The organism is Paenibacillus sp. FSL R5-0623 (assembly GCF_037974265.1).
In the GTDB taxonomy this organism is placed as follows: domain Bacteria; phylum Bacillota; class Bacilli; order Paenibacillales; family Paenibacillaceae; genus Paenibacillus.
Map to the genome: position 1 here is coordinate 1,017,466 of NZ_CP150233.1, position 20,854 is coordinate 1,038,319.

Below are 20,854 nucleotides of genomic sequence, written 5' to 3' on the forward strand. Positions count from 1 at the left end.
TTACACCAGAAACGCAGAGTGCAGAACCAATCTGAAGAAGCAGAGCGTGCGCCTTTATCACCGGATTTTTCCCTTGGATCAAGGGAATGAAGAAAATCTGGGGATAAGAGCGATCGAAAGATGGTACTGCAATCAGCGTAATTAGGTGTAACATTTCTAGTTCAACTTATATAGACAATCATATAAAGGGGATGAACTTCATGAAAGCAGCAGTATGGTATGCCCATAAAGACGTGCGTGTGGAAGAACGGGAGGTTCCGGTCGCTCAAGCGGGTCAGGTCAAAATCAAAGTGGAATATGCAGGGATCTGCGGCAGTGACTTACATGCCTATCATCATGGTGTGGGCATTCAAGAAGGTGAGAATCATCCGCTCTCAGGACAGAAAGCACCGCTGACATTGGGTCATGAATTTGCAGGAACCGTGAGTGAAATGGGGAGTAATGTAAGCGGTATCAGTGTAGGGGATCGAGTCGTGGTAGAGCCCTTGTACCATTGTGGAAAATGCGAGTACTGTATCCAGGGTCGCTATAACCAATGTACTCAATTTGGATTTGTTGGACTGAATGGTGACGGTGGTTTTGCGGAGTATGTTGTTGTTGAAGCATACATGGTTCATCCCATACCGGATAACGTATCTTTCGAAGAAGGCGCGCTCGTAGAGCCTACAGCCGTAGCCTTTCACGCGGTTCGTCACAGCAAGTTGAAAGTGGGGAATAAAGTAGCCGTATACGGAGCAGGTCCAATTGGACTACTGACCATTCTGTCTGCCAAAGCAGCAGGAGCCTCTGAAATCTATGCAGTTGATGTATTTGAGGAACGTTTGGACTTGGCAGCCAAGCTGGGAGCGATTCCCGTGAACAGTGCCAAAGTCAATGAAACCGAGGTGATCTTGCAACAATCGGGTGGCATTGATGTGGCTTATGAAGCAGCCGGTGTGCAACCAACGATGGATAGCGCCATTGCGGTTGTCAAAAAAGGCGGAGAAGTTGTTGTCATCGCTGCGATTCCCAATCCGCTTCAAGTGAATTTCTTCGATCTTCTGGTCAAAGAAGCGAATCTAACGGCAACGCTGGCATATCGCCACATTTTCCCTGAAGTGATTTCATTGATTGCTGAAGGGTCGCTCGATGTGAAACAGGTTATCACCAAGAAAATCAAACTGGACGACATCGTGCAGGAAGGACTTGAGCTGTTGATGAGCGACAAGAGCCATGCGAAGATTTTGGTGGAGATTGGCGGCTAAAAAATCAATAGCGATGTAACATTTCAAATGTTATATAAGTTGAACTAAAATTTATTTACACTGACACTACGATGACAGAATAACCTTCCAATCGCTGTTATCCCCAGATTTTTTTCCATACCCTTTTCTCGAGGGAAAATCCGGGGATAGCGTATGCTTCCGATGCAGCTTTCTTTCAGAAAGCTTTTAGGCGAACGCTTCGCTTTTTCAGGTTTTTTCTGTCTTCACCGTTATCGTGTAAATGATTAGTGCAACTTATATAGTTGACATTTATAAACGTAAAACAGACCGTTCATGAAGATGATCGGTCTGTTTTACATTTCATTCTCCGCTCGCGGCTCGCGAGTTGCTGTTACCCAACACTATCACTAGGAATCATAACGGTAACAGATCGCCTTGCCCTCGCTACTCTCGGAGCTGAATTCCTTATCCTCTGTAAATCCAAAACGCTCATATAAACGGATGGCATTGACCATCTGACCGCCCGTATATAAATACACCGTATTTTTGCCCATTTCTTTGGCAGAATCTACGCATTGCTGCAGCAATACTCTGGCAATCCCGTGACCTCTCCATTTTGGATCAACACCAAGCAGCCGAATAAACGGATAATCGATTGGCAATTCAAAGTTTGGATAAGCCTTGCGTGCTGTTTCAAATAATTGGACTGTACCAACAATCTGATCATCAATCTTCGCGATCCATAATTGCGTCAGGTACGGATTAACCACAGACTCTCGAATATCTTTTAGGTAGGCCTCCCATCGTTCATTTTGCTCAAAAGTCTCCCGATACTCGGCATAACTTGCAACAAGGATATCTACAATCTCTGGATGGTCTGCTTCTGTGGCAGGATGAATCGTAACGGCAGCCGTTGTCATCTTATAATTCCCCTTCTCTTATGGGTTAAGTATGGAATACAGTTTTCTTGCATTTTACCATAACGGATTCAATCCGATTTATTCAAATATTCTATAGGTAACTCAATCATTTCTATAGATCAAAACATATCAGCGATTGAGCTGTGTGGAATACAGATGATTGCGATATTCGGTTGGCGTATTGCCTTCGTATTGCTTGAACATGCGCAGGAATAGCTTGTAGTCGGAGAAGCCGCACTGTCCGGAGATTTCTTTTACACTGGCATTGGTGTTGAGCAGCAACTGTTTTGCCCGGCGAATACGTTCTGTGAGGATATAGGTTTTGAGACCAGTACCTTTCTCACGTTTCACCATTTTGGAGATATAGTCTTTGTTAAAATTAAAATTTTCCGCAATCTGACTCACCGTGATGTTTGTATGCAGATGAATATCGACCCACTTGCAGATATGGTCCACAATCGCATTGTGCGGGCGATAATCCGCCTCTATATTCCGCTCCAGTTCTCTGAACAACAATAACAAAGCAGCGTTGGCTTCCTCCGGTGAGAAGGATGACACATGCAGCAATTGCTTGAATAACTGATTGGCCATGGAAGGCACCTGAATGGTGGCGTGTGTCCTAAACTGGTTGAATTCTGCCGACATGGCATCATAGTGAACCCAGTAGAAGCTGACGGGGGCATCGCTGATCTGGTAGCCGTAATGGGTTCGACCGGCGCGCAGAAACAACAGATCGTTGGCACGAACGACATATTGTTCCTCTTCTTCCGCGATGTACATCACACCTTCCAGCATCAAAATGATCTCGTGAACGGGCATGCTGCGTCTCATGTGGCTCCAGTTGCCTTCGGATATGAACTTGCCGCACAGGTAATGTTCCAGTGGCTTTTGCATAGGACGGATTTATCCACCTTTTCTTGGATTATGAGTCTGATGTAATTGTATTTTATTTGATAGTATGGGGATATTCAAGCTCTACAGTAGATTGATGAGTATTAGTCATATGGAACAGAACACGGATTTTGCCCCTTAAGAATGAATGGATATCTATTACATCCCGAGAAGGAGTGAGTGTAATGATCGATACGAAAAAAGGATTTCTGGGACCGGAACATGTAGATCTGTTAAATGGTGTGTTCCAAACATCACAAGAGGTGGGGGAGCGTTACCTGTTATCGCTGGATATGGATCGATTCCTGGCTCCATGCTTCGAAGCACATGGGTTACCGGCCCAAAAAGAGCGTTACGCGGGTTGGGAGGCACGTACCATCAGTGGACATTCCCTCGGACATTATCTGTCTGCCCTGGCTGTGACGTATCAGGCAACCGGGAATATCACGTTAAAAGAAAGACTGGATTATGCGGTTACCGAACTGGCGAGAATCCAACAGACAACGGGCAGCGGTTATATCGGAGGTTTATCCGAAGAACCTTTCCATATGGCTTTTCGAGCTGAAAATATTGGTGGCTTCAACATTGGGGATTACTGGGTGCCTTGGTACAGCGTACACAAAATCTACCGCGGTCTAATTGACGCTTATAAACTAACGGGGAATCAGCAGGCACTTGAGGTGGTCACGCGATTTGCGGACTGGGCTGTAGAGGGCCTGCTGCCGATGACCGAAGAACAGATGCAGTCGATGCTTCAAAGTGAGCATGGGGGCATGAATGAAGTCTTTGCACATTTGTATGGGATCACGGGCAAAGCCTTATACCTTGAGATCGCCAATAAGTTTACCCATCAATTGATCCTGAGACCCTTGGAACACATGCAGGACGATCTTCAAGGCAAACACGCCAATACTCAGATTCCCAAAGTGATCGGTGCAGCCGAAATCTACAATCAGGACCATACTCATGAGAGTTATCGGACAGCGGCAGAGTTTTTCTGGAACACCACGGTGCATCATCGTTCCTACGTCTTTGGCGCGACGAGCATTTCGGAGCATTACGAAGCAAAGGGTATGGAGAGTCTTGGCATCAAAACAGGAGAGAGCTGCTGTACTCACAACATGTTGCACCTTACCAAGCAACTCTTCGCCTGGAATCACGATAGTGCCTACATGGACTATTATGAAAACGCCATCTATAATCACATCCTCGGCACGCAGGACCCCGATACGGGGAACAAAACGTATTTTGCATCAACGCTGCAAGGCCACTACAAAATCTATGGAACTCACGACACCGCCTGGTGGTGCTGCACAGGATCAGGCATGGAGAACCCGGGCAAATATGCCGAGGCGATCTATTTTGAGGATGAACAGGACCTGTACGTCAACCTGTATATCGCTTCCCAATTGGATTGGGCGTCACAGGGATTATCCCTGAAGCTTGAAACCGACTTTCCTTATTCGGAAAAGGTAACCCTGACGATCACCGGAGGCAACGCCTCGGCTCATCTAAGATTACGTGTGCCCTCATGGCTGCAACAGCCAATGACGGCAACCGTCAACGGGGATACGGATAATCCGTATACACGGATGGAACCAGGCTATCTTTCCATCGACCGTACATGGACAACGGGCGATGTCATCACAATCACACTGCCGATGTCGCTCCGCCAGTACACTTCCCGGGATGATGCCCACAAGGTGGCATTCCTGTACGGCCCAATAGTACTCGCTGGTGCACTAGGAAGCGAGGGTCTTCCCGAGGATACGATTGTGGACGAAACAGCGCTGAATCCCAAGACTGCACCTGTACCTGTGATCTGGACAGAGCAGGAGGATGTACGAGAGTGGATCAAGGTTGTGGATGCAGATACGTTAACTTTTGAACTTAGTAAGGATGTCACTTCCACGGGCGAAGCCGTGAAGCTCATTCCTTTCTATGATGTGCATCATGAATTTTATACCGTTTATTGGCCGTTTAACGATGAAGGTGATGCGCTGGAGAAAGAGTTGAACGATATCACGATCGACAGGGTTCAGGCGGATGGTCAGCAGGATGAGATTGGACATCAACTGGATAGCAACTGCCGTGGTGAGCACCACAACGGTTCAACCACAGATGGCCGTAAAAAGCTGCATATGTGGCGAGAGGCTTTTGGCGTCAGTGGGGCTTACTTCAGTTACCAACTGGCAGTGGATCGTGAAGCAACCAATTATCTATGTGTGGCCTATTGGGGCGGAGATCATTCCGCGTTTAAACGGGAAGGTGCGTTATATGACAGACAATTCGCCATTACCGTGGATGGAACACTCATTGGTGAGCAGCGAATTCACATGAATAAAATTGGCGACGTGTTCTATGTGACCTATGATATTCCTGAGGCGGTTACATCAGGTAAAGACAGCGTTACGGTAATGTTCCAGGCGAAGGGCGACAATGGCTGTGCCGGAAAAGTTGTAGAGGTACGTACCACTCGAAGTAAACCGGAATCCATCTTTTCGTAATAAGAGGCATGCACCAGTTTATTGTGGGTGAGCTGCACTTCTCTTTGCGGACTTTCTTTCAGAATCGGAAATGTTTCGTGTTTGTTGCCCCTTTTGATGTGTATTTTAGCGAAAATGAACAATATGACCTACCAGATCAAGTTGTACAGCCTGATCTATCGGTGGTGTGCTCCAAAGACCAGATATCCAAAAGTGGCTGTCACGGTGCACCTTCTCTAATTATCGAGGTGTTATCGCCTTCGACAGCGTTAAAGGATTTTAACGAAAAATTTAACTTGTATCAGAAATATGGTGTGACCGAATACTGGATTGTTGACCCCGGCAATCAAACCGTCCATGTGTACACGCTGGAGGATGGCAGTTACCAGACCCGTCATCTATATACAGAGCAGGAAACGATTCAATCCGTGTTGTATCCTGAACTGGAGGTTCCGCTTCAGCATTTGTTCAGGTTAAGCTCGCACGACATTAATATATAAACAGATCAAAAGCTTGTCCCTCGATTGATGAGGGGCAAGCTTTTGTTGTGATATGCTTTTGGAGGAAACATCACCGTTAACGAAGTTGAACATTAATTAAGATACATCTTCACCAGGTTAAGCAGCTCTTGTTCCGTGACATGGCCCTCCCACACGGAGACGGTATATCCATAGGTCTGACCTGTTTTTGCATCCTGGTCCACCCAGTTTATTCCTGAAGGAGAGCCATCAGAGTCCTTTGTAAAGATCATTTCAGTGCCCTTCACGGTAAACTTTTCTTTGATCAGATCAAGTTGATCGTCCCAGTAGGAGGTAGCTGTTCCATGTCCTACACCGTAATTTACAGTCGTCACCGCTATTTTTTTATCCCCCTGCTTGTAAAAGCTGCGGATATGGCGGAAATCGTCAGCGAATTCAATCGGCATCATTGCATAGTCCGCATTGGACGCCAGGGCTTTCTGGCGTAGTTTCTCTGCAATATCGGCCTCTTCTTCCGAGGTCAGGGGTTTCAAATCCGTGATCGGTGACATGAAGGCTTCGGCCCATTCAAACGTGTAATCCCCTTCGATTTTATCCAATAGCTTAATATCTGAGCTGTTAACCTTTTCACGGAGGTCTGCTGCATTTTGGAAAATAAAAGGGGTAAAACGCATATCCAATTGATGGTCAGGGTTGTGTGATGCGACATAAATGAGCATGGCGGTTCCTTTATCCAACTTATCATAAGCCTGATTTGCTATGCTGATCCGCTTGCGTTCTTCGTCTGAATAATTGGCTATAGCAGGAGCCTCTGATATTGATTTTTCCTGATAGACGACCTCTCCATGACTGTTCTTCAATGAATGATACTTCACTGCTGCAAAACCAGACGATACCGTCAGCAGCATGCCAGCCAGCACCAATAAACTCACTTTATATTTCACGTAGAATCTCTCTTTTGGTTTGGATTCAGATTGTAGCCTGTGCATCACGCTACTCGTCAGATCCGTCTTGAAATTCGGTGTGTTATGAAAAAGTTCTCTCAGATCCTGATCGTTGTTGTACTCCGTTTTCACGGGGATCATCTCCTTTCGCCAGTGCGTAATAGGTACGGAATTTGGCTGCGGTACGCTCATATTTTTTCCGCAGACTTGGACTGTTCCGATGAAGAATCTGACTAATCTCCTCATAGCTTTTATCCTCCACACATCTTAGAATCAACAGATTGCGTTCCTCAGCGGATAATCTCGACATCGCCTTCAGCACATATTCATCGAAATAGTTCGCTTCAATTGCCAGATCCACATGTGCATTCTCCTGATCTTTGCGGTAGAAGAGGGGAAGGTATCTTGTTAGCTTTCGTTTGCGTATGACATCAATGCACTGGTTATAGGCGATTTTGTATAGCCAGGCTTCCAGGGACAGGTCGGGTTTAAACTTGTCAAGTGAGCGATAGGCTTTGAGAAATACCTCTTGCCCACTGTCCTCAGCCTCTGTGCGGTGTCCCAGCATGTGATAACAGTAGCGAAAGATCGGTTTTTCATATCGTTGCACAATGATCTCGAATTTCTCTGTCCGCCCTTTTAGCACCTCAACAACGATCTGATGTATGTATGAATAATCCATTGGTTTAGTTTCACCCCCTTACACTCCTTACTACGTATCACCTATCAGCGAATGTGACAGTTGAGTATAAATAGATAGATACAGCTGTATGAAAAATGACACGCCCGCCAAATTTTCACGTATTACCGGATAACTTTTCTTTTTCTCCCACCGATGGTTCCACATAAACGGATCAATTTCCAGAGGTTACAAAATCGGTTCTACGTTGTCCCTGAAAATATGAAATGGGATAAGCCCAAACCACGTATATTATGAGTATCCCAATATCCAATGTTATCCACCTGAGAGCGTTAACATCATGTACAATAAGAATAAGTTGAACAGGAAAATTACGACATCAAGCACCAATATATAACATGAAAGGAGGTCGGATGATTGAACATGATCAAGTACATAAAATTGTTGGGATTAATCCTCGGTATTGTGGCTGTGAATGTTTTGGCATTCTCACCCGGCTTTATCGGGCTGAACTTCGATGAGGGTGCATTCACAACTGCGCTATCCGTTACCCTTCTGTTCGGTAGTGCAATGGCACTCTTATATGGGAGTTACACCTTGCTGTTCAGACAACCGGTAGTCCTGCCCGTAAAGCATATTGAAACGCATGAAGATTATGTGGAAGCCTTATCTTTTTATAGACGCATCAAAGTGCTCGAAGAAGATATTACGCTGGGGCTGTCCCAACTTAGTCGAATGAAAAAGAAAAAAGAAACCCTCCTGAATGTGCTTCATCAACGGTTTGATCCAGGAGAACTGAGCTACAAGAAATTTGCTTCGGTCACACTGGAAGTGGAGAAGCTGTTGTACCTGAACATTCGCAGTGTGCTGAACCGGTTGAATGTATTTGATGAAGCTGACTATGCCAACATGATGAAATCCAAATCCTCCACACTTCCCCAGAAGCTTTTTCAGGAAAAAACCAAGGTATACAACGATTATCTGTCTTATGTGAAAAATGCATTACACACCAATGAAGAGATTTTGCTCAAGCTCGATCAGTTGTTACTGGAGATTTCACGCCTCGACAGCTTTGAAGCCGGAGATATTGAACAGATGCCTTGTATGCAGGAGATTGATCAGTTAATCAAGCACACCAAATTATACAGACAGTGAGGGGTTGCTCGTATGGCCAAGAAGGGAAAGTTTTTTTTCATATCGATTGTAATGCTGGTACTTGTATTTGGTCTGGTCTATGCAGGGATTACACTGACGTCGAACTTTGGCAAGTCGACCACACAGGTGAGCACAGAGAATGCAGGTAAGGAACTGGGGAAACTGTATACGGACATTGCACCAGCAACGGCGGAACCGGTCAAAGGACAGATTGATCTCGACCCGGTCGATGTGGCAGAATCACTGCCGGATATCTCCAAATTTGCAATTGCCGTAGAGAATACAACAAATGATTACGTCGAAATCTTCTCTTCCACAGAGAAGTCGGGCAGCGGGGTAGACGGCTGGTTAACCGAGGTGGGTGAGGAGTTCAACAAAGCCAATATTACCGTTGGTGGCAAACAGGTGTCGGTCAAAATTCGCAACATTGCCTCCGGTACGGCTACCGATTATATCAAGTCGGGCAAGTATATGCCGGATGCATTCACACCTTCCAATGAACTGTGGGGCGAAATGGTTGAGGCCAGTGGAGTGAAGACCGAGATGGTATCCGAGCGACTGGTCGGGAATGTTCCGGGTATTGTGATCTCCAAAGCCAAATATGATGCACTGGTTGATACGTATGGCTCCGTTAATGTAAAAACCGTAACCGAAGCCATTGCCAACAATGAACTCGCGATGGGATATACCGATCCATTTGCCAGCTCCACAGGACTGAATTTCCTGGTGACCGCACTGAATACGTATGACAACGCCAACCCGCTTGGCGAGAAGGCTATTGAAGGGTTCGAAAAATTCCAGACGAATGTACCGTTTACAGCGTCGACAACGATTCAGATGCGGGAAGCTGCCCAATCAGGCAGACTGGATGCCTTTGTACTCGAATACCAGACGTATGTGAATACCGCTGAGCTGAAGAGTGGATACGTCTTTACACCATTTGGCGTGAGACATGACAGCCCGCTGTATGCATTGGGACAATTGCCGCAGAACAAACAGGAGATCATCCAAAAGTTTGCGGAATTCGTAACCCAGGCGAAGTACCAACAATCGGCGGAGGAGTTTGGTTTCAACGGGCTACAGGATTACAAATCCGAACTGGCTACCGTGGATGGCGGCACGTTGCTGTCTGCACAGAAAGTATGGAAAGAGAAGAAGAATGGCAGCAAACCGATTGCCGCTGTGTTCGTGACAGACGTGTCCGGAAGTATGGACGGCGAACCGCTTAACCGACTGAAGGAGTCTTTGCGCAAAGGTCAGAAGTACCTGGGCACCGAGAACAGTATTGGCCTGGTTTCTTACTCCAGCGGGGTAACCGTGAATCTGCCGATTGCCAAGTATGATACGAACCAGCAGTCCATGTTTGTCGGAACAGTTGATAGTCTGCAAGCTGGCGGCGGTACAGCGACCTTTGACGGGATCGTGGTAGCAATGAAGATGCTGGAAGATTATATGGCTGCTAATCCAAACGTGAAGCCGTTGATTTTTGTCCTGAGTGATGGAGAGACCAACGAAGGTCATACCCTCAAGGATATCCGGGATCTGGTCGAGACGTACAAAGTACCAATCTATACGATTGGATACAACGCGGACATCAAGGCTTTGGAGAGCATCTCCAGCATTAACGAAGCAGCAAGCATCAATGCCGATACCGACGATGTCGTGTACAAGATCGGAAACCTGTTTAACGTCCAGATGTAAATTTAAAGGGGGAAATGTAGATGTCATTTTCAATGGAAATACCAAGCCAGAAGGAAATTCAGAAGGTGATTGAAGAAGAGGTGAAACCCGTGCCCGCCGAGGTCGCGGAGCTTCAACAAGTGGCCAATGCCAACGTAGAGATGATCATGACACTGGATCTCGAATCCCTGGAGAAGCGCAAAGAAATTCTGCAATCCATTGACGGTTTTGGCATGAACACGATGAGATCCTCTTCTGAGAAAAACGCTTTGCTTCAAGTCTCCGTTGGACATCTGTCCAAGACGGGAGACGAGGGCGGTCAGGTCGCCAAAGGTTTGACCGAGCTGCATATGCAACTGAAGGATCTCGACCCAAGCGTGGTCGACTTTGCCAAGACTGGTTTCCTCGGGAAATTGTTCAATCCGCTTCGCGCTTATTTCCTGAAATACCAGAAGGCTGACGCAGTCATCGCTGACATCGTAACCTCTTTGGATAAGGGCAGATCCACCCTCCGTAACGATAATACAACGCTGGAGATTGAACAGCAGAACCTGCGGGAACTTACCAAACGATTGCAAAAGGAAATCCAGCTTGGTGTACTCATGGATGAATCCATCGATGGCCAGATTGAAGCGGCTAAGATCCGCAATGAAGACCCCGAGAAAGTTCGTTTTATTACGGAAGAAGTATTGTTCCCGCTCCGTCAGCGGGTCATGGATCTGCAGCAGATGTTGGTTGTTAACCAGCAGGGCATCATGGCGATCGAAGTGGTGATCCGCAACAACAAGGAACTGATCCGAGGGGTAGACCGGGCAAAGAATGTAACGATCTCGGCATTGAAGATTGCCGTTACAGTAGCGAGTGCTTTGTATAATCAGAAGATTGTATTGCAGAAGATTGAATTGCTGAACCAGACAACCAACGATCTGATCGCCGGAACATCCAAGATGCTCAAGGATCAGGGGATTGCCATTCAGAAGCAGGCGTATGAAGCCAGCATCTCCGTGGATACGATGAAACAGGCGTTTACCGATGTGTTGTCAGCACTCGATTCAATCAGTCTTTATAAGCAGGAAGCTCTGCCAAGAATGCGTGAGACGATTAACCAGTTCCGTGAACTTGCGGATACCGGCGAGCAGCAGATTCAGCGATTAGAGAAAGGGCAGAAGCTGGGGCTGTAATCAGAAAAGAGAGAAATAAATACGCATTAAATTGTTATCTTTATTTCTATAATTAGAAAAAGCGACCGTTCCTCATTAAGCATGGGGAATGGGCGCTTTCTGGGCTTCTATGAAGATTATTACTAACTGTCATACCCCAAGCTTCTTGCATAAGCGTATAACTGTTGTTCGCATTGATCCATTAGAACACTAGCGGTGTTTACTTTGGCATTACCCTGTTTTAGTAACGTGTAATTCACTTTGTTCTTGGATACTGCCTTTTGGTACAACAGGTATCCTTCGAGCTGAGTGTAGCTTGCCTTAACAAATGTGGCGTGGATTTTCTTGATTTGCGGGTTGGTAGGCTTGATTTGTTTTGCCTTGGATACCAATTTAGTATAATTGGGGATCACTGTATTCGTAAGTTTAAGATACATGGACTTGCGATTGGTTGAAGTTACTTGGGTGTCGATGCTTTCCAAAGCTGTGAAGGCCTTGGCCTCATAAGTTTCAAGAGCAAATAACTGATTAGTGTACTCTTTAAATTCTGCATAACTCTGATCTAAATCTGAATATGTAGAGGTTGCTACTTTGGCTGCATCAGCAGAAGTGGCTGGAGAGAGAAGCACTCCGCCAAGCAAAATAAAACTGGTAATCAATGATATAATCCACGACTTCTTCAAATGTAATGTCATCCTCCTTTTGTTTGTAGTCCATTGGATAACCTAACATATAAATACCAGAAATTACAGGAATGCATTTACATAATTTTGGTGGTGAAGTTTTCTTAAAATCACTCTAAATCATCCTGCTATAGGGAAAATGAGACGATTCAGAATTTCAGTTTCTCAACACGACATTATCCGGCTTGTAATGGATGATCTTGAACAACTCCTCGGCCATGTAAGCGGGGCTGTGCTTGAAATCTTGTCTGATCCACTCCATGATCATGCCGAATATCGCATGAGATTGGTAGCTTGCCAATATTTCATGGTTGATGTGCTGCGGGAAGATGTGGTTCAGATCCTGTAAGGCCAGATCCCGAAGAACATCACAGATCATACGCTGGAAGTTGGAGGAGGCCTCAGATTTCACAACCAATGTGTAGAATTGTGCATGTTGGTGCACATGCTCAAATATAGTGATCGCCGAAGAGGGCATCAGATTGACTTGGAACTCTTCCTCATCCTGATAGGGTTTACGAAAAGAAGTCACCAGATCCTGAATCACATCATTGATGATCTCATTGAACAGGTCTTCCTTGTACTGATAATGTCTGTAGAAAGTTCCCCGATTCAGGTCGGCTCGCTGCACAATATCCGTAATCGAAATTTCTTTAAAGGGATGTTTTTGCATCAAGTGGATGAGTGCATCCTTCAGTGCAGCTTTTGATTTTTTAATTCTTCGGTCCATCGAATTCAGAGTTTCAGACATCTATTTTCCTCCTCGCGAGTTCATTTTATTAGTTAAAGTACATTCAGGCTTGTAAGTGTTGTTTAACGTACAACTGGGCAAGCTTTTACTGATTGAAGTAAAACGCTATGACTTATTATACTAAGGATAAGAGTTAATGAACATTTGTTTGTTAACTTATTGTAAACGAATACACAAAGGAGGATACATGGAATGAAACTTCAAGATAAAGTTGCAGTTGTTACAGGTGCTGGTTCAGGTATGGGGAAAGCAATTGCCACGTTGTATGCTCAAGAAGGCGCGAAAGTCGTCGTATCGGATATTAACGAAGAATCCGCACAAGCGGTAGTTAATGATATTAAAGCACAGGGCGGAGAAGCAATTGTCGTTCTGGCCAATGTAGCCAAAGAAGAAGATGTGCAAAGTCTGATCGATACCACAGTTAGCACATACGGTACAGTAGATATTCTGGTTAACAATGCGGGAATTATGGATGGCATGGAGCCGGCAGCAGATGTAACGGATGAGAAGTGGGAGAGATTGTTCGCTGTGAACACAACCAGTGTGATGCGGACAACGCGTAAAGTATTGCCGATTTTCCTGGAAAAACAAAAAGGTATCATTGTGAACATTGCTTCGGCAGGGGGCCTACATGGCGGACGTGCAGGGGCAGCCTATACGGCGTCCAAACATGCGGTTGTGGGCTTCACCAAAAATACAGGGTACATGTATGCTGAGCAAGGCATTCGCTGTAATGCGATCGCTCCAGGCGCTGTGGCAACCAATATCAGCTCCTCCATGACAGGTATTAGCCATTTCGGTGCAGGGCGGCAACAGCTCGGGATGGCAATTAACCCACGCATTGGGACGAGCGAAGAGATCGCCAAAGTGGCTTTGTTCCTTGGATCAGACGAGTCCAGCTTCGTGAACGGAACTGTCGTTACGGCAGATGCTGGCTGGAGCTCTTATTAATCCATTCAAGTGCAGTCGAGCATGGAGTACAGAAATAGTGTGTGAATTAAGGAAGCCGCATGAGTATATGCGGCTTCTTTTTTTGCACCTATGCACCTACGTACGGTGGATAACAGCATCGTATTCCGTGTAGGACAAACGTTTGCATTACTACGCGAATACTCGAAATGAATCAATCTAAGGGTGGCTTTGGCTTGGAAAAGAGTGAGGATTCGCGCACGATCAGACGATGGGGGATAATGACCGGATTATGAAGCTGTGGTTCCCCACTAAGAATTTTTAACAGTACCTGAACGGCTGTATAACCAAGCTGATAAGTCCCGATGTCGATAGAGCTTAGGGGTGGAGAAGCCAGTTCCGATAATGCAATATTGTTAAAACTGACCACACTGATATCTTCAGGCACCAGATAATGAAGCTCCGCAAGAGCTCTCAATACCCCGAAGGCCACATTGTCATCGATGACAACAATTGCGGTGGGTCTGTCCGGCAAGGACATGAACAGCGACATCGCTCTAAATCCACTCTCCTGCAGAAATTCGCCTTCCACAATCCAGTCACTATCCGCATCCAGCCCGGCGTGGGCAAGCGCTTTTTGGTATCCTAACATGCGATCATGCGATAACGTAATGTCCGGAGGACCGCTGACAAATCCGATTCGAGTATGGCCCTGAGCGATCAGATGATGAGTCGCATCATAAGCGGTCTGCACATTATCGTTATCCACCATGGGGGCATTTGGATGAGCTTCACTGCGACCGATTAACACAAAAGGAAACTTTTCCGCTTCCAAAAAAGAAATGATGGGATCGTCTCGTTTGGACCCAAGCAGTAGAATGCCATCCACTCTACGGCCATGAACAAGGCGAGATATCGCATGTAGTTCATTGTCTGATGATGTTTCGGTTGTTAGCAGCAATTCATAATTCATACGGGTGGCATGTGTAATAATACCTCGCAGCAGTTCCCCGAAAAAGTAATTCTGAAACAACTCTTCTGCAGGACGCGGAAGCATAATGCCAAGGGTATGTGTTGTTTTGGAAACCAGGCTCTTCGCGATGATGTTGGGATGGTAGTTTAATTCTTTCATGATTTGCTTCACTTTGAGAGATGTCTTGGTGCTGATTCTGGGATGGTTGGAAATCACCCGTGACACTGTAGAAGGGGAAACACCCGCCAATTTGGCAATATCCTTGATCGTAATCATGTAAAAAATCCCTTCTGAACAATCGTATAAATATTCTCCTATGGTAATCCAAAGGATACGAGAAATCAATTGCTAACTGCCGAGTAAGGGATACTCATGAAGCAAAATTAAGGAAGAAAGAGTCAGAACAAGGAAACAGGAAATTACTGTAGGTAGAAGAAAGAAAATGGTTAAAATTGAGCAAATATGGCTTGTGCAAACGTTTGTGCAAATAAAGTTTGTTATTGTATGATGTGATTGTTATTGTAGCGCTTACATCAGTGGATTTACATACTTCTTGACTTGTTTACCCCTACATATTGAACGGAGAGGTCATCTTGTCTTCCATTTGAGCAAACGTTTGTACAAAAGGGGATATGGGGTGCAGAACCTGACAACATACGCAGACAAAAGGGTGAAAAGCGCGAACTTTGTTGGACCAAGCAGAGGGAAGGGGACATTTTACATGAGAAAATGGCAAGGGGCAACATTGTCCGTCATGATGGCTTTTACACTGGCTGCGTGCGGGGCTGGAGGCGGAAGTCCATCTCCAACAACGGCAGGTGAGAATCCGGAGGAAGTTGTAGAGCTGACAGCCGAGAACCTTCAACCGGAAGAAGGGGCAACTCTGGTGATCTGGGAGGATAAAAATCAAAGCAGCTTTATTGAGCAAAGGGTCAAAAAATTCGAAGAAAAATATGGGGTAACGGTCAAAATGGAGGAATTACCTCCAACCGATCAGGTAACCAAGCTGACGACGGATGGTCCAGCGGGTCTGGCGGCAGATGTGGTTGTTTTCCCGCATGATAAGATTGGTAGCGCTTCAGAGGCGGGACTTATTCTGCCCAATGACATATTCGAAGCAGAAACCGTAGAGAACACCAGCGACAACGCGCTGAAGGCAGTGACGTTCAAGGATATCCTGTACGGCTATCCGTACAGCGTAGAGACCTACGCTCTTTTCTATAACAAGGCACTCTATCCGGAAGCTCCGAAAAACTTTGATGAGATTATTAGTTTCGCCAAGACATTCAATAATGTGAAGTCCAATCAGTATGCGCTGATGTGGGAATTGCAGCAATTTTATTATAACTATGCATTTTTGGCTTCGCAGGGCGGTTATATTTTTGGAGACAACGGAATGGATAGCGCGGATCTCGGTCTGAATAACGAAGGAGCCCAGAAAGGTGGACAGTTCTTGCAGACGCTGAAGTCGGAAGTACTGCCGCTCAAGATGGGTGACGTGAACTATGATATCAAAAAAGGATTATTCTCCAGCGGAAAACTCGCTATGGACATTAATGGTCCGTGGACCATTGCCGATTATCGCAATGCAGGTATTGATTTTGGCGTTGCTCCGCTTCCGGCAATCGATGGCAAACCGATGACCTCCTTCTCAGGTGTTAAAGCCTATTATGTGAATGCATTTACACAATACCCGAATGCGTCGAAGCTCTTGGCAGCGTTCCTTTCCAATGAAGAGGCCCAGATGGAGAACTTTGACCTGAACGGCACACTTCCTGCGAACAAAAACGTAGCTGCTGATCCGAAGTTGCAGGGGGACCCGATCAATAAGGCGTTCCTGGAACAGTTCAACAACTCTACGCCAATGCCTTCGCTTCCTGCCATGGACAGCGTATGGGGACCGATCACGTCGGCCATTACGGATATCTGGGATACCGAAAAGGACGTGAAGGCATCACTGGACAATGCTGTGAAGCAGATCCAGGAGAGCCTTGCTACCGTCCAATAGGGACGAACGACGAATGCGAAGATATGCATAAGAATTGTATAGATTGAACTTAATATTTACACAAAAACGGAGAGGGCAGAAGGAAGCTGAAGAAGTGAAACGCTCGCCTTTATCCCCGGATTTTCCCCTTTGGTAAAAGGGATCGAAAAAATCTGGGGATAACAGCGATCGGAAGCTTATTCTGTCATCGGAGTGGTCAGTGTAAGTACACTATTGTTCAATTCATACAGGTTAGCGATAGGCGGGGAGGAGAGAGCGAATGCAACAGCAGCATGTCCCGGTGCCTGTTGGACCGAACACGGAAAGACAGCATCGGATGACAGCGGCCATATGTTCCATCATACTGCAAGGTCTTGGACAGCTGTACAATCGACAATGGATTAAGGGGATTTGTCTACTGTTACTGGAGGGAGCAGGGCTTGCGTACCTGCTTCCTCGCCTGTCACAGGCCGTGTGGGGCATATGGACACTGGGGGAAAATACACAGCGTTTTGTCAAAGTGAATGGGTCCACTGTACTTCAAAGGGGAGACCATTCCATCTTTTTACTGCTTGATGGCATTATCGTATTACTGGTGTTTTTTGTGTTTATCCTGATCTACATTCTGAATATTCGGGATGCGTATGTCACGGGACTTGCGAGGGAGGAAGGCAAGCAGACCCTGGGGGCAGCGGCTTCGCTTCGGAACATGATGGACAAAAACTTTCCGTATCTGTTCCTGTCCATCCCGGCATTGGGCATTCTTTTCTTCACCGTTATGCCCATCCTGTTTACGATCACGATCGCGTTTACCAACTATTCGGCCCCGGATCATATTCCGCCAGCCAAACTCGTGGACTGGGTAGGCTTCAAGACGTTCAGTGATCTGATCCAGCTGAAATCCTGGAGTCAGACATTCTACGGCGTTCTGACCTGGACGGTCATCTGGGCCATTCTGGCGACAGTCACCACCTATTTTGGCGGAGTGCTTGTGGCACTGTTGATTGAACAGCGGGGCATACGCTTCAAAAAGCTGTGGCGGACGATTTTTATTTTGCCTTATGCGATCCCACAGATCATCTCCTTGCTGCTCATGCGTAATCTGTTCAATGGTCAGTTTGGTCCGATCAATACGTACATGAGAGCATTTGGGCTGGAGGGATTACCTTGGCTGACAGATCCGTTCTGGGCTAAAGTTACCGTCATTGTTGTCAACATGTGGATTGGTATTCCGGTCAGTATGGTACTGATTCTGGGTGTATTGACAGCCATCCCTCGTGATCTTTACGAGGCTGCCGAAGTGGACGGAGCATCTGCGTTTCAGAAGTTCAGGATCATTACCATGCCGTTCATTCTTTTTGCCACAACTCCGGTACTCATCATGCAGTTCGCCGGAAACTTCAACAACTTCAACGTCATCTTCCTGCTGACCAATGGAAATCCACTGCGGGGAGACTATCAATACGCAGGGGCAACCGACCTGCTGGTGACCTGGCTCTACAAGCTCACACTCGACAATAACAAATTCAACATGGCTTCAGCGGTAGGCATTATCATCTTCCTTATTATCGCTTCATTCTCTATCTGGAACTTCCGCCGCTCCAAATCATTCAAGGAGGAGGACATGATTCAATGAAGACACGTAATAATCCGCTGCGTTTGGCCCTGAGTTATGTGCTGTTGCTGATCATCGCCGTTGTCTCCATCTATCCGGTACTCTGGATCTTTCTCTCTTCCCTGAGACCCGGTGCGGCATTGTTTAGTGAACGGTTATGGCCGGAAGCTTTCACGTTGACCCATTACGGGGAGCTGTTCAATAACCCGTCCTTTATGTACGGCAGATGGTATATGAATACGCTGAAAATTGCCTTTTTCACAATGATCTTCTCCACGTTGATGGTGACACTTGGGATGTATGCCTTGTCCCGCTTCCGCTTCCGTGGACGTAAAACGATTCTCTCCACCATGCTAATCCTCGGCATGTTCCCGAGTTTCATGAGCATGATTGCCATCTATATCATTTTGCTGCAAATTAAATTGCTCGACACCCACGCTGCGCTCATTCTGGTGTATTCATCAGGAGCGGTACTGGGCGGATTTATCGTCAAAGGTTTCTTTGACACCATCCCGCGCAGCCTGGACGAAGCGGCGCGCATGGATGGTGCGAGTCACCTGCGGGTATTCACCAGCATCATCCTGCCCTTATCCAAGCCGATGCTTACTTATGTGGCGCTGACCAGCTTCACGGGTGCTTGGATGGACTTTATCTTCGCCCGGCTGGTGCTGCGGACAAAGGAGAACTGGACGCTTGCGGTGGGTATGTGGGATCTGGTCAACCGTTATCAGGACAGTAACTTTACGATGTTCGCTGCGGGTGCGGTACTGATCGCGATTCCAATTACACTGCTGTTCGTTTTCCTGCAACGATTCCTTGTTCAGGGTCTGACGGCAGGAGCTTCGAAGGGGTAATACCGTGCCATAACAGCATAGTCAGCCGCGATCCCTGCGGCACTTTAACCAGGCACTTCCGTGATGTCATGTCTTTATCGACTGGCACTGCAGCGGAAGTGCCTGATTCTGCATGGGCTCGAATGATGATTAGGGAGGAAACTGATATATGGGCATGAACCCGTCCAGTGAGCCCGAGGTTATGGGATACCAAGATGGACAAGCTGCATTGCATAATACTATAGCTCCACCAACACTTTGGCGTAATGTTACCTTTCGGAGGATATTGTACGGCTACGGGATCTCGGTCTTCGGGGATTGCTTCAATGGGATTGCGATCAGCCTGTGGGTGTTACAGACCACAGGCAGTGCAAAGAGCATGGCGGCCGTACAGATCTGCAATATGGCCGTCAGCTTTCTGTTTGGATCGGTGGCGGGTACGGTTGCAGACCGATTGGATCGCAGGAAGCTGATGCTGGCCTCGGATGTATTTCGGGGCGTAATGGCTATAATGATTGCGATTAGCCTGTTCGGTTGGCATGCTCCGTTTCCGGTGGTGCTTCTGTTGCTCTCACTCTCCATGTTTTCAAGCCTGTTTCAGGCCCCTGCATTCCACGCCTCTGTAGCAAGTATGGTGGGCAGGGAGCATATTCAACAAGCGACGGGAACCATTCATATGGTGGATAATCTTGCCCGAATCAGCGGACTAGCGGCGGCGGGAGTTGCTGTTGCTGCATTTGGCGGATTCGTTGCCATATTAATTACAGGGGCAACCTTTCTGTTGTCCGCAGTCTGTGTGCTGATGGCGGGCCGCTTTCCTGAGGTACAGCGATCCGTTAGTCAGCAGACCACGTTTGCTCAGGAGTGGCGCAGTTCGTTTGGCTACATTTATCGGAATCGTCTGATTCGATCCATCGTATTGCTCAATCCCGTGCTGATTTTGTTTTTCATGTCTGCGATGATGCTGGTTCAAGTGATGGCGGTCAAGGTATGGGAGGCAAATCCGGTACAGTTTGGATTAATCGAAACCTGTATTCCACTCGGATACATGATTGGCTCTGCATTGTTGATTGCTTCGGGAAAGCGATTGAAGCGAAGAGGGAGATGGGTGTTTATCGGTCTGATTGTGTTGGGACCGCTTTATATTTTTTTGGCGAATGTATCCTCACCAATCTTGGCGTTGCCGTTCATCGTGGGCGGAGGTGCGATGTTCGCCTGCTGTACGATGCTCACCCAGATTATGCTGAGGACAGCCGTTCCGGACGAGCTGCAAGGAAGGGTCTATGGCGTGGTTGGAACAATCACCAGTACAGCGCCTATTCTGGGATTGATGGTAGTCTCCGTATTGGCAGATCAATGGGGCGCAGCTTCTGTGCTGCAAGGCGTGGGTATATTACTGCTGGCGACAGGTATTCTGGCCGCTACAACATTGAAGTCGATCCGAACCTATCAATGACATGTGTGATACATCAAAATGATATGAATTGAACCCACATGTACACATTCAACAGAGAGAGGATAGAAGCAATCTAAGCAAGCTCGC

At 46.7% G+C, this 20,854-nt stretch carries 18 protein-coding genes; 11 read left to right on the forward strand and 7 right to left on the reverse strand.

What is annotated here, in order from left to right; translation table 11 throughout:
• Window positions 1–200 precede the first annotated feature (200 nt).
• Window positions 201–1,244 carry a 2,3-butanediol dehydrogenase gene (locus MKY92_RS04645; RefSeq protein ID WP_339299394.1) on the forward strand — a complete coding sequence of 348 codons (1,044 nt, stop codon included), beginning with the start codon at window positions 201–203 and terminating at the stop codon, window positions 1,242–1,244.
• A gap of 368 nt (window positions 1,245–1,612) precedes the next feature.
• Here MKY92_RS04645 and MKY92_RS04650 read toward each other — a convergent pair whose 3' ends face one another.
• Both MKY92_RS04650 and MKY92_RS04655 read right to left on the reverse strand, forming a co-directional pair.
• Complete coding sequence (locus MKY92_RS04650) at window positions 1,613–2,125, reverse strand: GNAT family N-acetyltransferase (RefSeq protein ID WP_339299396.1); 513 nt, start codon at window positions 2,123–2,125, stop codon at window positions 1,613–1,615.
• Window positions 2,126–2,254: 129 nt separating this feature from the next.
• Window positions 2,255–3,019, reverse strand: coding sequence for an AraC family transcriptional regulator (locus tag MKY92_RS04655; protein WP_339299397.1), 765 nt, complete (start codon window positions 3,017–3,019; stop codon window positions 2,255–2,257).
• A 182-nt stretch (window positions 3,020–3,201) separates the two neighbouring features.
• Here MKY92_RS04655 and MKY92_RS04660 point away from each other — a divergent pair, with 182 nt between their 5' ends.
• Both MKY92_RS04660 and MKY92_RS04665 read left to right on the forward strand, forming a co-directional pair.
• Window positions 3,202–5,523 (forward strand): beta-L-arabinofuranosidase domain-containing protein, encoded by a 2,322-nt coding sequence (locus MKY92_RS04660; protein ID WP_339299398.1) that lies wholly within the window; start codon window positions 3,202–3,204, stop codon window positions 5,521–5,523.
• An 8-nt stretch (window positions 5,524–5,531) separates the two neighbouring features.
• Window positions 5,532–6,002, forward strand: a complete 471-nt coding sequence (locus MKY92_RS04665; RefSeq protein ID WP_339299399.1) for a Uma2 family endonuclease — start codon at window positions 5,532–5,534, stop codon at window positions 6,000–6,002.
• Window positions 6,003–6,094: 92 nt separating this feature from the next.
• On the opposite strand, the gene MKY92_RS04670 is transcribed toward MKY92_RS04665, so the two are convergent.
• Both MKY92_RS04670 and MKY92_RS04675 read right to left on the reverse strand, forming a co-directional pair.
• Window positions 6,095–7,057 carry a DUF4367 domain-containing protein gene (locus MKY92_RS04670; protein WP_339299400.1) on the reverse strand — a complete coding sequence of 321 codons (963 nt, stop codon included), beginning with the start codon at window positions 7,055–7,057 and terminating at the stop codon, window positions 6,095–6,097.
• The gene (locus tag MKY92_RS04675; RefSeq protein WP_339299402.1) at window positions 7,008–7,607 is read right to left on the reverse strand and encodes a sigma-70 family RNA polymerase sigma factor; all 600 of its coding nucleotides are present in this window, start codon (window positions 7,605–7,607) and stop codon (window positions 7,008–7,010) included. The genes MKY92_RS04670 and MKY92_RS04675 overlap by 50 nt, the downstream gene beginning before the upstream one ends.
• Before the next feature lie 381 nt (window positions 7,608–7,988).
• On the opposite strand from MKY92_RS04675, the gene MKY92_RS04680 reads away from it, so the two are divergent.
• The 3 genes from MKY92_RS04680 to MKY92_RS04690 are packed head-to-tail and all read left to right on the forward strand — an operon-like array spanning window position 7,989 to window position 11,581.
• Window positions 7,989–8,720, forward strand: coding sequence for a hypothetical protein (locus tag MKY92_RS04680; RefSeq protein ID WP_339301682.1), 732 nt, complete (start codon window positions 7,989–7,991; stop codon window positions 8,718–8,720).
• A 12-nt stretch (window positions 8,721–8,732) separates the two neighbouring features.
• Window positions 8,733–10,421 carry a VWA domain-containing protein gene (locus tag MKY92_RS04685; RefSeq protein ID WP_339299404.1) on the forward strand — a complete coding sequence of 563 codons (1,689 nt, stop codon included), beginning with the start codon at window positions 8,733–8,735 and terminating at the stop codon, window positions 10,419–10,421.
• A gap of 20 nt (window positions 10,422–10,441) precedes the next feature.
• Complete coding sequence (locus MKY92_RS04690; protein WP_339299406.1) at window positions 10,442–11,581, forward strand: toxic anion resistance protein; 1,140 nt, start codon at window positions 10,442–10,444, stop codon at window positions 11,579–11,581.
• 122 nt (window positions 11,582–11,703) lie between these two features.
• Here MKY92_RS04690 and MKY92_RS04695 read toward each other — a convergent pair whose 3' ends face one another.
• Together MKY92_RS04695 and MKY92_RS04700 are read right to left on the reverse strand one after the other, a co-directional pair.
• On the reverse strand, window positions 11,704–12,219 hold the full coding sequence (locus MKY92_RS04695) for a hypothetical protein (protein WP_339299408.1): 516 nt from the start codon (window positions 12,217–12,219) through the stop codon (window positions 11,704–11,706).
• 181 nt (window positions 12,220–12,400) lie between these two features.
• Window positions 12,401–12,994 carry a TetR/AcrR family transcriptional regulator gene (locus MKY92_RS04700; RefSeq protein ID WP_339299410.1) on the reverse strand — a complete coding sequence of 198 codons (594 nt, stop codon included), beginning with the start codon at window positions 12,992–12,994 and terminating at the stop codon, window positions 12,401–12,403.
• A 192-nt stretch (window positions 12,995–13,186) separates the two neighbouring features.
• On the opposite strand from MKY92_RS04700, the gene MKY92_RS04705 reads away from it, so the two are divergent.
• A complete protein-coding gene (locus MKY92_RS04705; protein WP_339299412.1) occupies window positions 13,187–13,945 on the forward strand; it encodes an SDR family oxidoreductase in 759 nt (252 codons plus the stop codon).
• Window positions 13,946–14,117: 172 nt separating this feature from the next.
• Here MKY92_RS04705 and MKY92_RS04710 read toward each other — a convergent pair whose 3' ends face one another.
• A complete protein-coding gene (locus MKY92_RS04710; protein WP_339182229.1) occupies window positions 14,118–15,152 on the reverse strand; it encodes a LacI family DNA-binding transcriptional regulator in 1,035 nt (344 codons plus the stop codon).
• A 445-nt stretch (window positions 15,153–15,597) separates the two neighbouring features.
• Here MKY92_RS04710 and MKY92_RS04715 point away from each other — a divergent pair, with 445 nt between their 5' ends.
• The 4 genes from MKY92_RS04715 to MKY92_RS04730 all read left to right on the forward strand — a co-directional run bounded on the left by MKY92_RS04715 (window position 15,598) and on the right by MKY92_RS04730 (window position 20,767).
• Window positions 15,598–16,884 (forward strand): maltose ABC transporter substrate-binding protein, encoded by a 1,287-nt coding sequence (locus MKY92_RS04715; RefSeq protein WP_339299414.1) that lies wholly within the window; start codon window positions 15,598–15,600, stop codon window positions 16,882–16,884.
• Between the two features lie 259 nt (window positions 16,885–17,143).
• A complete protein-coding gene (locus tag MKY92_RS04720; protein ID WP_336758888.1) occupies window positions 17,144–18,499 on the forward strand; it encodes an ABC transporter permease subunit in 1,356 nt (451 codons plus the stop codon).
• Window positions 18,496–19,332, forward strand: coding sequence for a sugar ABC transporter permease (locus MKY92_RS04725; RefSeq protein ID WP_017690474.1), 837 nt, complete (start codon window positions 18,496–18,498; stop codon window positions 19,330–19,332). Before MKY92_RS04720 ends, MKY92_RS04725 begins: the two co-directional genes overlap by 4 nt.
• A gap of 148 nt (window positions 19,333–19,480) precedes the next feature.
• Window positions 19,481–20,767, forward strand: coding sequence for an MFS transporter (locus MKY92_RS04730; protein WP_339299417.1), 1,287 nt, complete (start codon window positions 19,481–19,483; stop codon window positions 20,765–20,767).
• The last annotated feature ends 87 nt before the right edge of the window (window positions 20,768–20,854 follow it).

What these genes read in the sequence shown, in the direction of transcription:
- MKY92_RS04700 (WP_339299410.1), bottom strand. Translation starts at nt 12,994, where the DNA reads ATGTCTGAAACTCTGAATTCGATGGACCGAAGAATTAAAAAATCAAAA.
- MKY92_RS04730 (WP_339299417.1), top strand. Translation starts at nt 19,481, where the DNA reads ATGGGCATGAACCCGTCCAGTGAGCCCGAGGTTATGGGATACCAAGAT.
- MKY92_RS04685 (WP_339299404.1), top strand. Translation starts at nt 8,733, where the DNA reads ATGGCCAAGAAGGGAAAGTTTTTTTTCATATCGATTGTAATGCTGGTA.
- MKY92_RS04645 (WP_339299394.1), top strand. Translation starts at nt 201, where the DNA reads ATGAAAGCAGCAGTATGGTATGCCCATAAAGACGTGCGTGTGGAAGAA.
- MKY92_RS04665 (WP_339299399.1), top strand. Translation starts at nt 5,532, where the DNA reads ATGCACCAGTTTATTGTGGGTGAGCTGCACTTCTCTTTGCGGACTTTC.
- MKY92_RS04675 (WP_339299402.1), bottom strand. Translation starts at nt 7,607, where the DNA reads ATGGATTATTCATACATACATCAGATCGTTGTTGAGGTGCTAAAAGGG.
- MKY92_RS04660 (WP_339299398.1), top strand. Translation starts at nt 3,202, where the DNA reads ATGATCGATACGAAAAAAGGATTTCTGGGACCGGAACATGTAGATCTG.
- MKY92_RS04705 (WP_339299412.1), top strand. Translation starts at nt 13,187, where the DNA reads ATGAAACTTCAAGATAAAGTTGCAGTTGTTACAGGTGCTGGTTCAGGT.
- MKY92_RS04725 (WP_017690474.1), top strand. Translation starts at nt 18,496, where the DNA reads ATGAAGACACGTAATAATCCGCTGCGTTTGGCCCTGAGTTATGTGCTG.
- MKY92_RS04710 (WP_339182229.1), bottom strand. Translation starts at nt 15,152, where the DNA reads ATGATTACGATCAAGGATATTGCCAAATTGGCGGGTGTTTCCCCTTCT.
- MKY92_RS04715 (WP_339299414.1), top strand. Translation starts at nt 15,598, where the DNA reads ATGAGAAAATGGCAAGGGGCAACATTGTCCGTCATGATGGCTTTTACA.
- MKY92_RS04680 (WP_339301682.1), top strand. Translation starts at nt 7,989, where the DNA reads ATGATCAAGTACATAAAATTGTTGGGATTAATCCTCGGTATTGTGGCT.
- MKY92_RS04720 (WP_336758888.1), top strand. Translation starts at nt 17,144, where the DNA reads ATGCAACAGCAGCATGTCCCGGTGCCTGTTGGACCGAACACGGAAAGA.
- MKY92_RS04690 (WP_339299406.1), top strand. Translation starts at nt 10,442, where the DNA reads ATGTCATTTTCAATGGAAATACCAAGCCAGAAGGAAATTCAGAAGGTG.
- MKY92_RS04655 (WP_339299397.1), bottom strand. Translation starts at nt 3,019, where the DNA reads ATGCAAAAGCCACTGGAACATTACCTGTGCGGCAAGTTCATATCCGAA.
- MKY92_RS04650 (WP_339299396.1), bottom strand. Translation starts at nt 2,125, where the DNA reads ATGACAACGGCTGCCGTTACGATTCATCCTGCCACAGAAGCAGACCAT.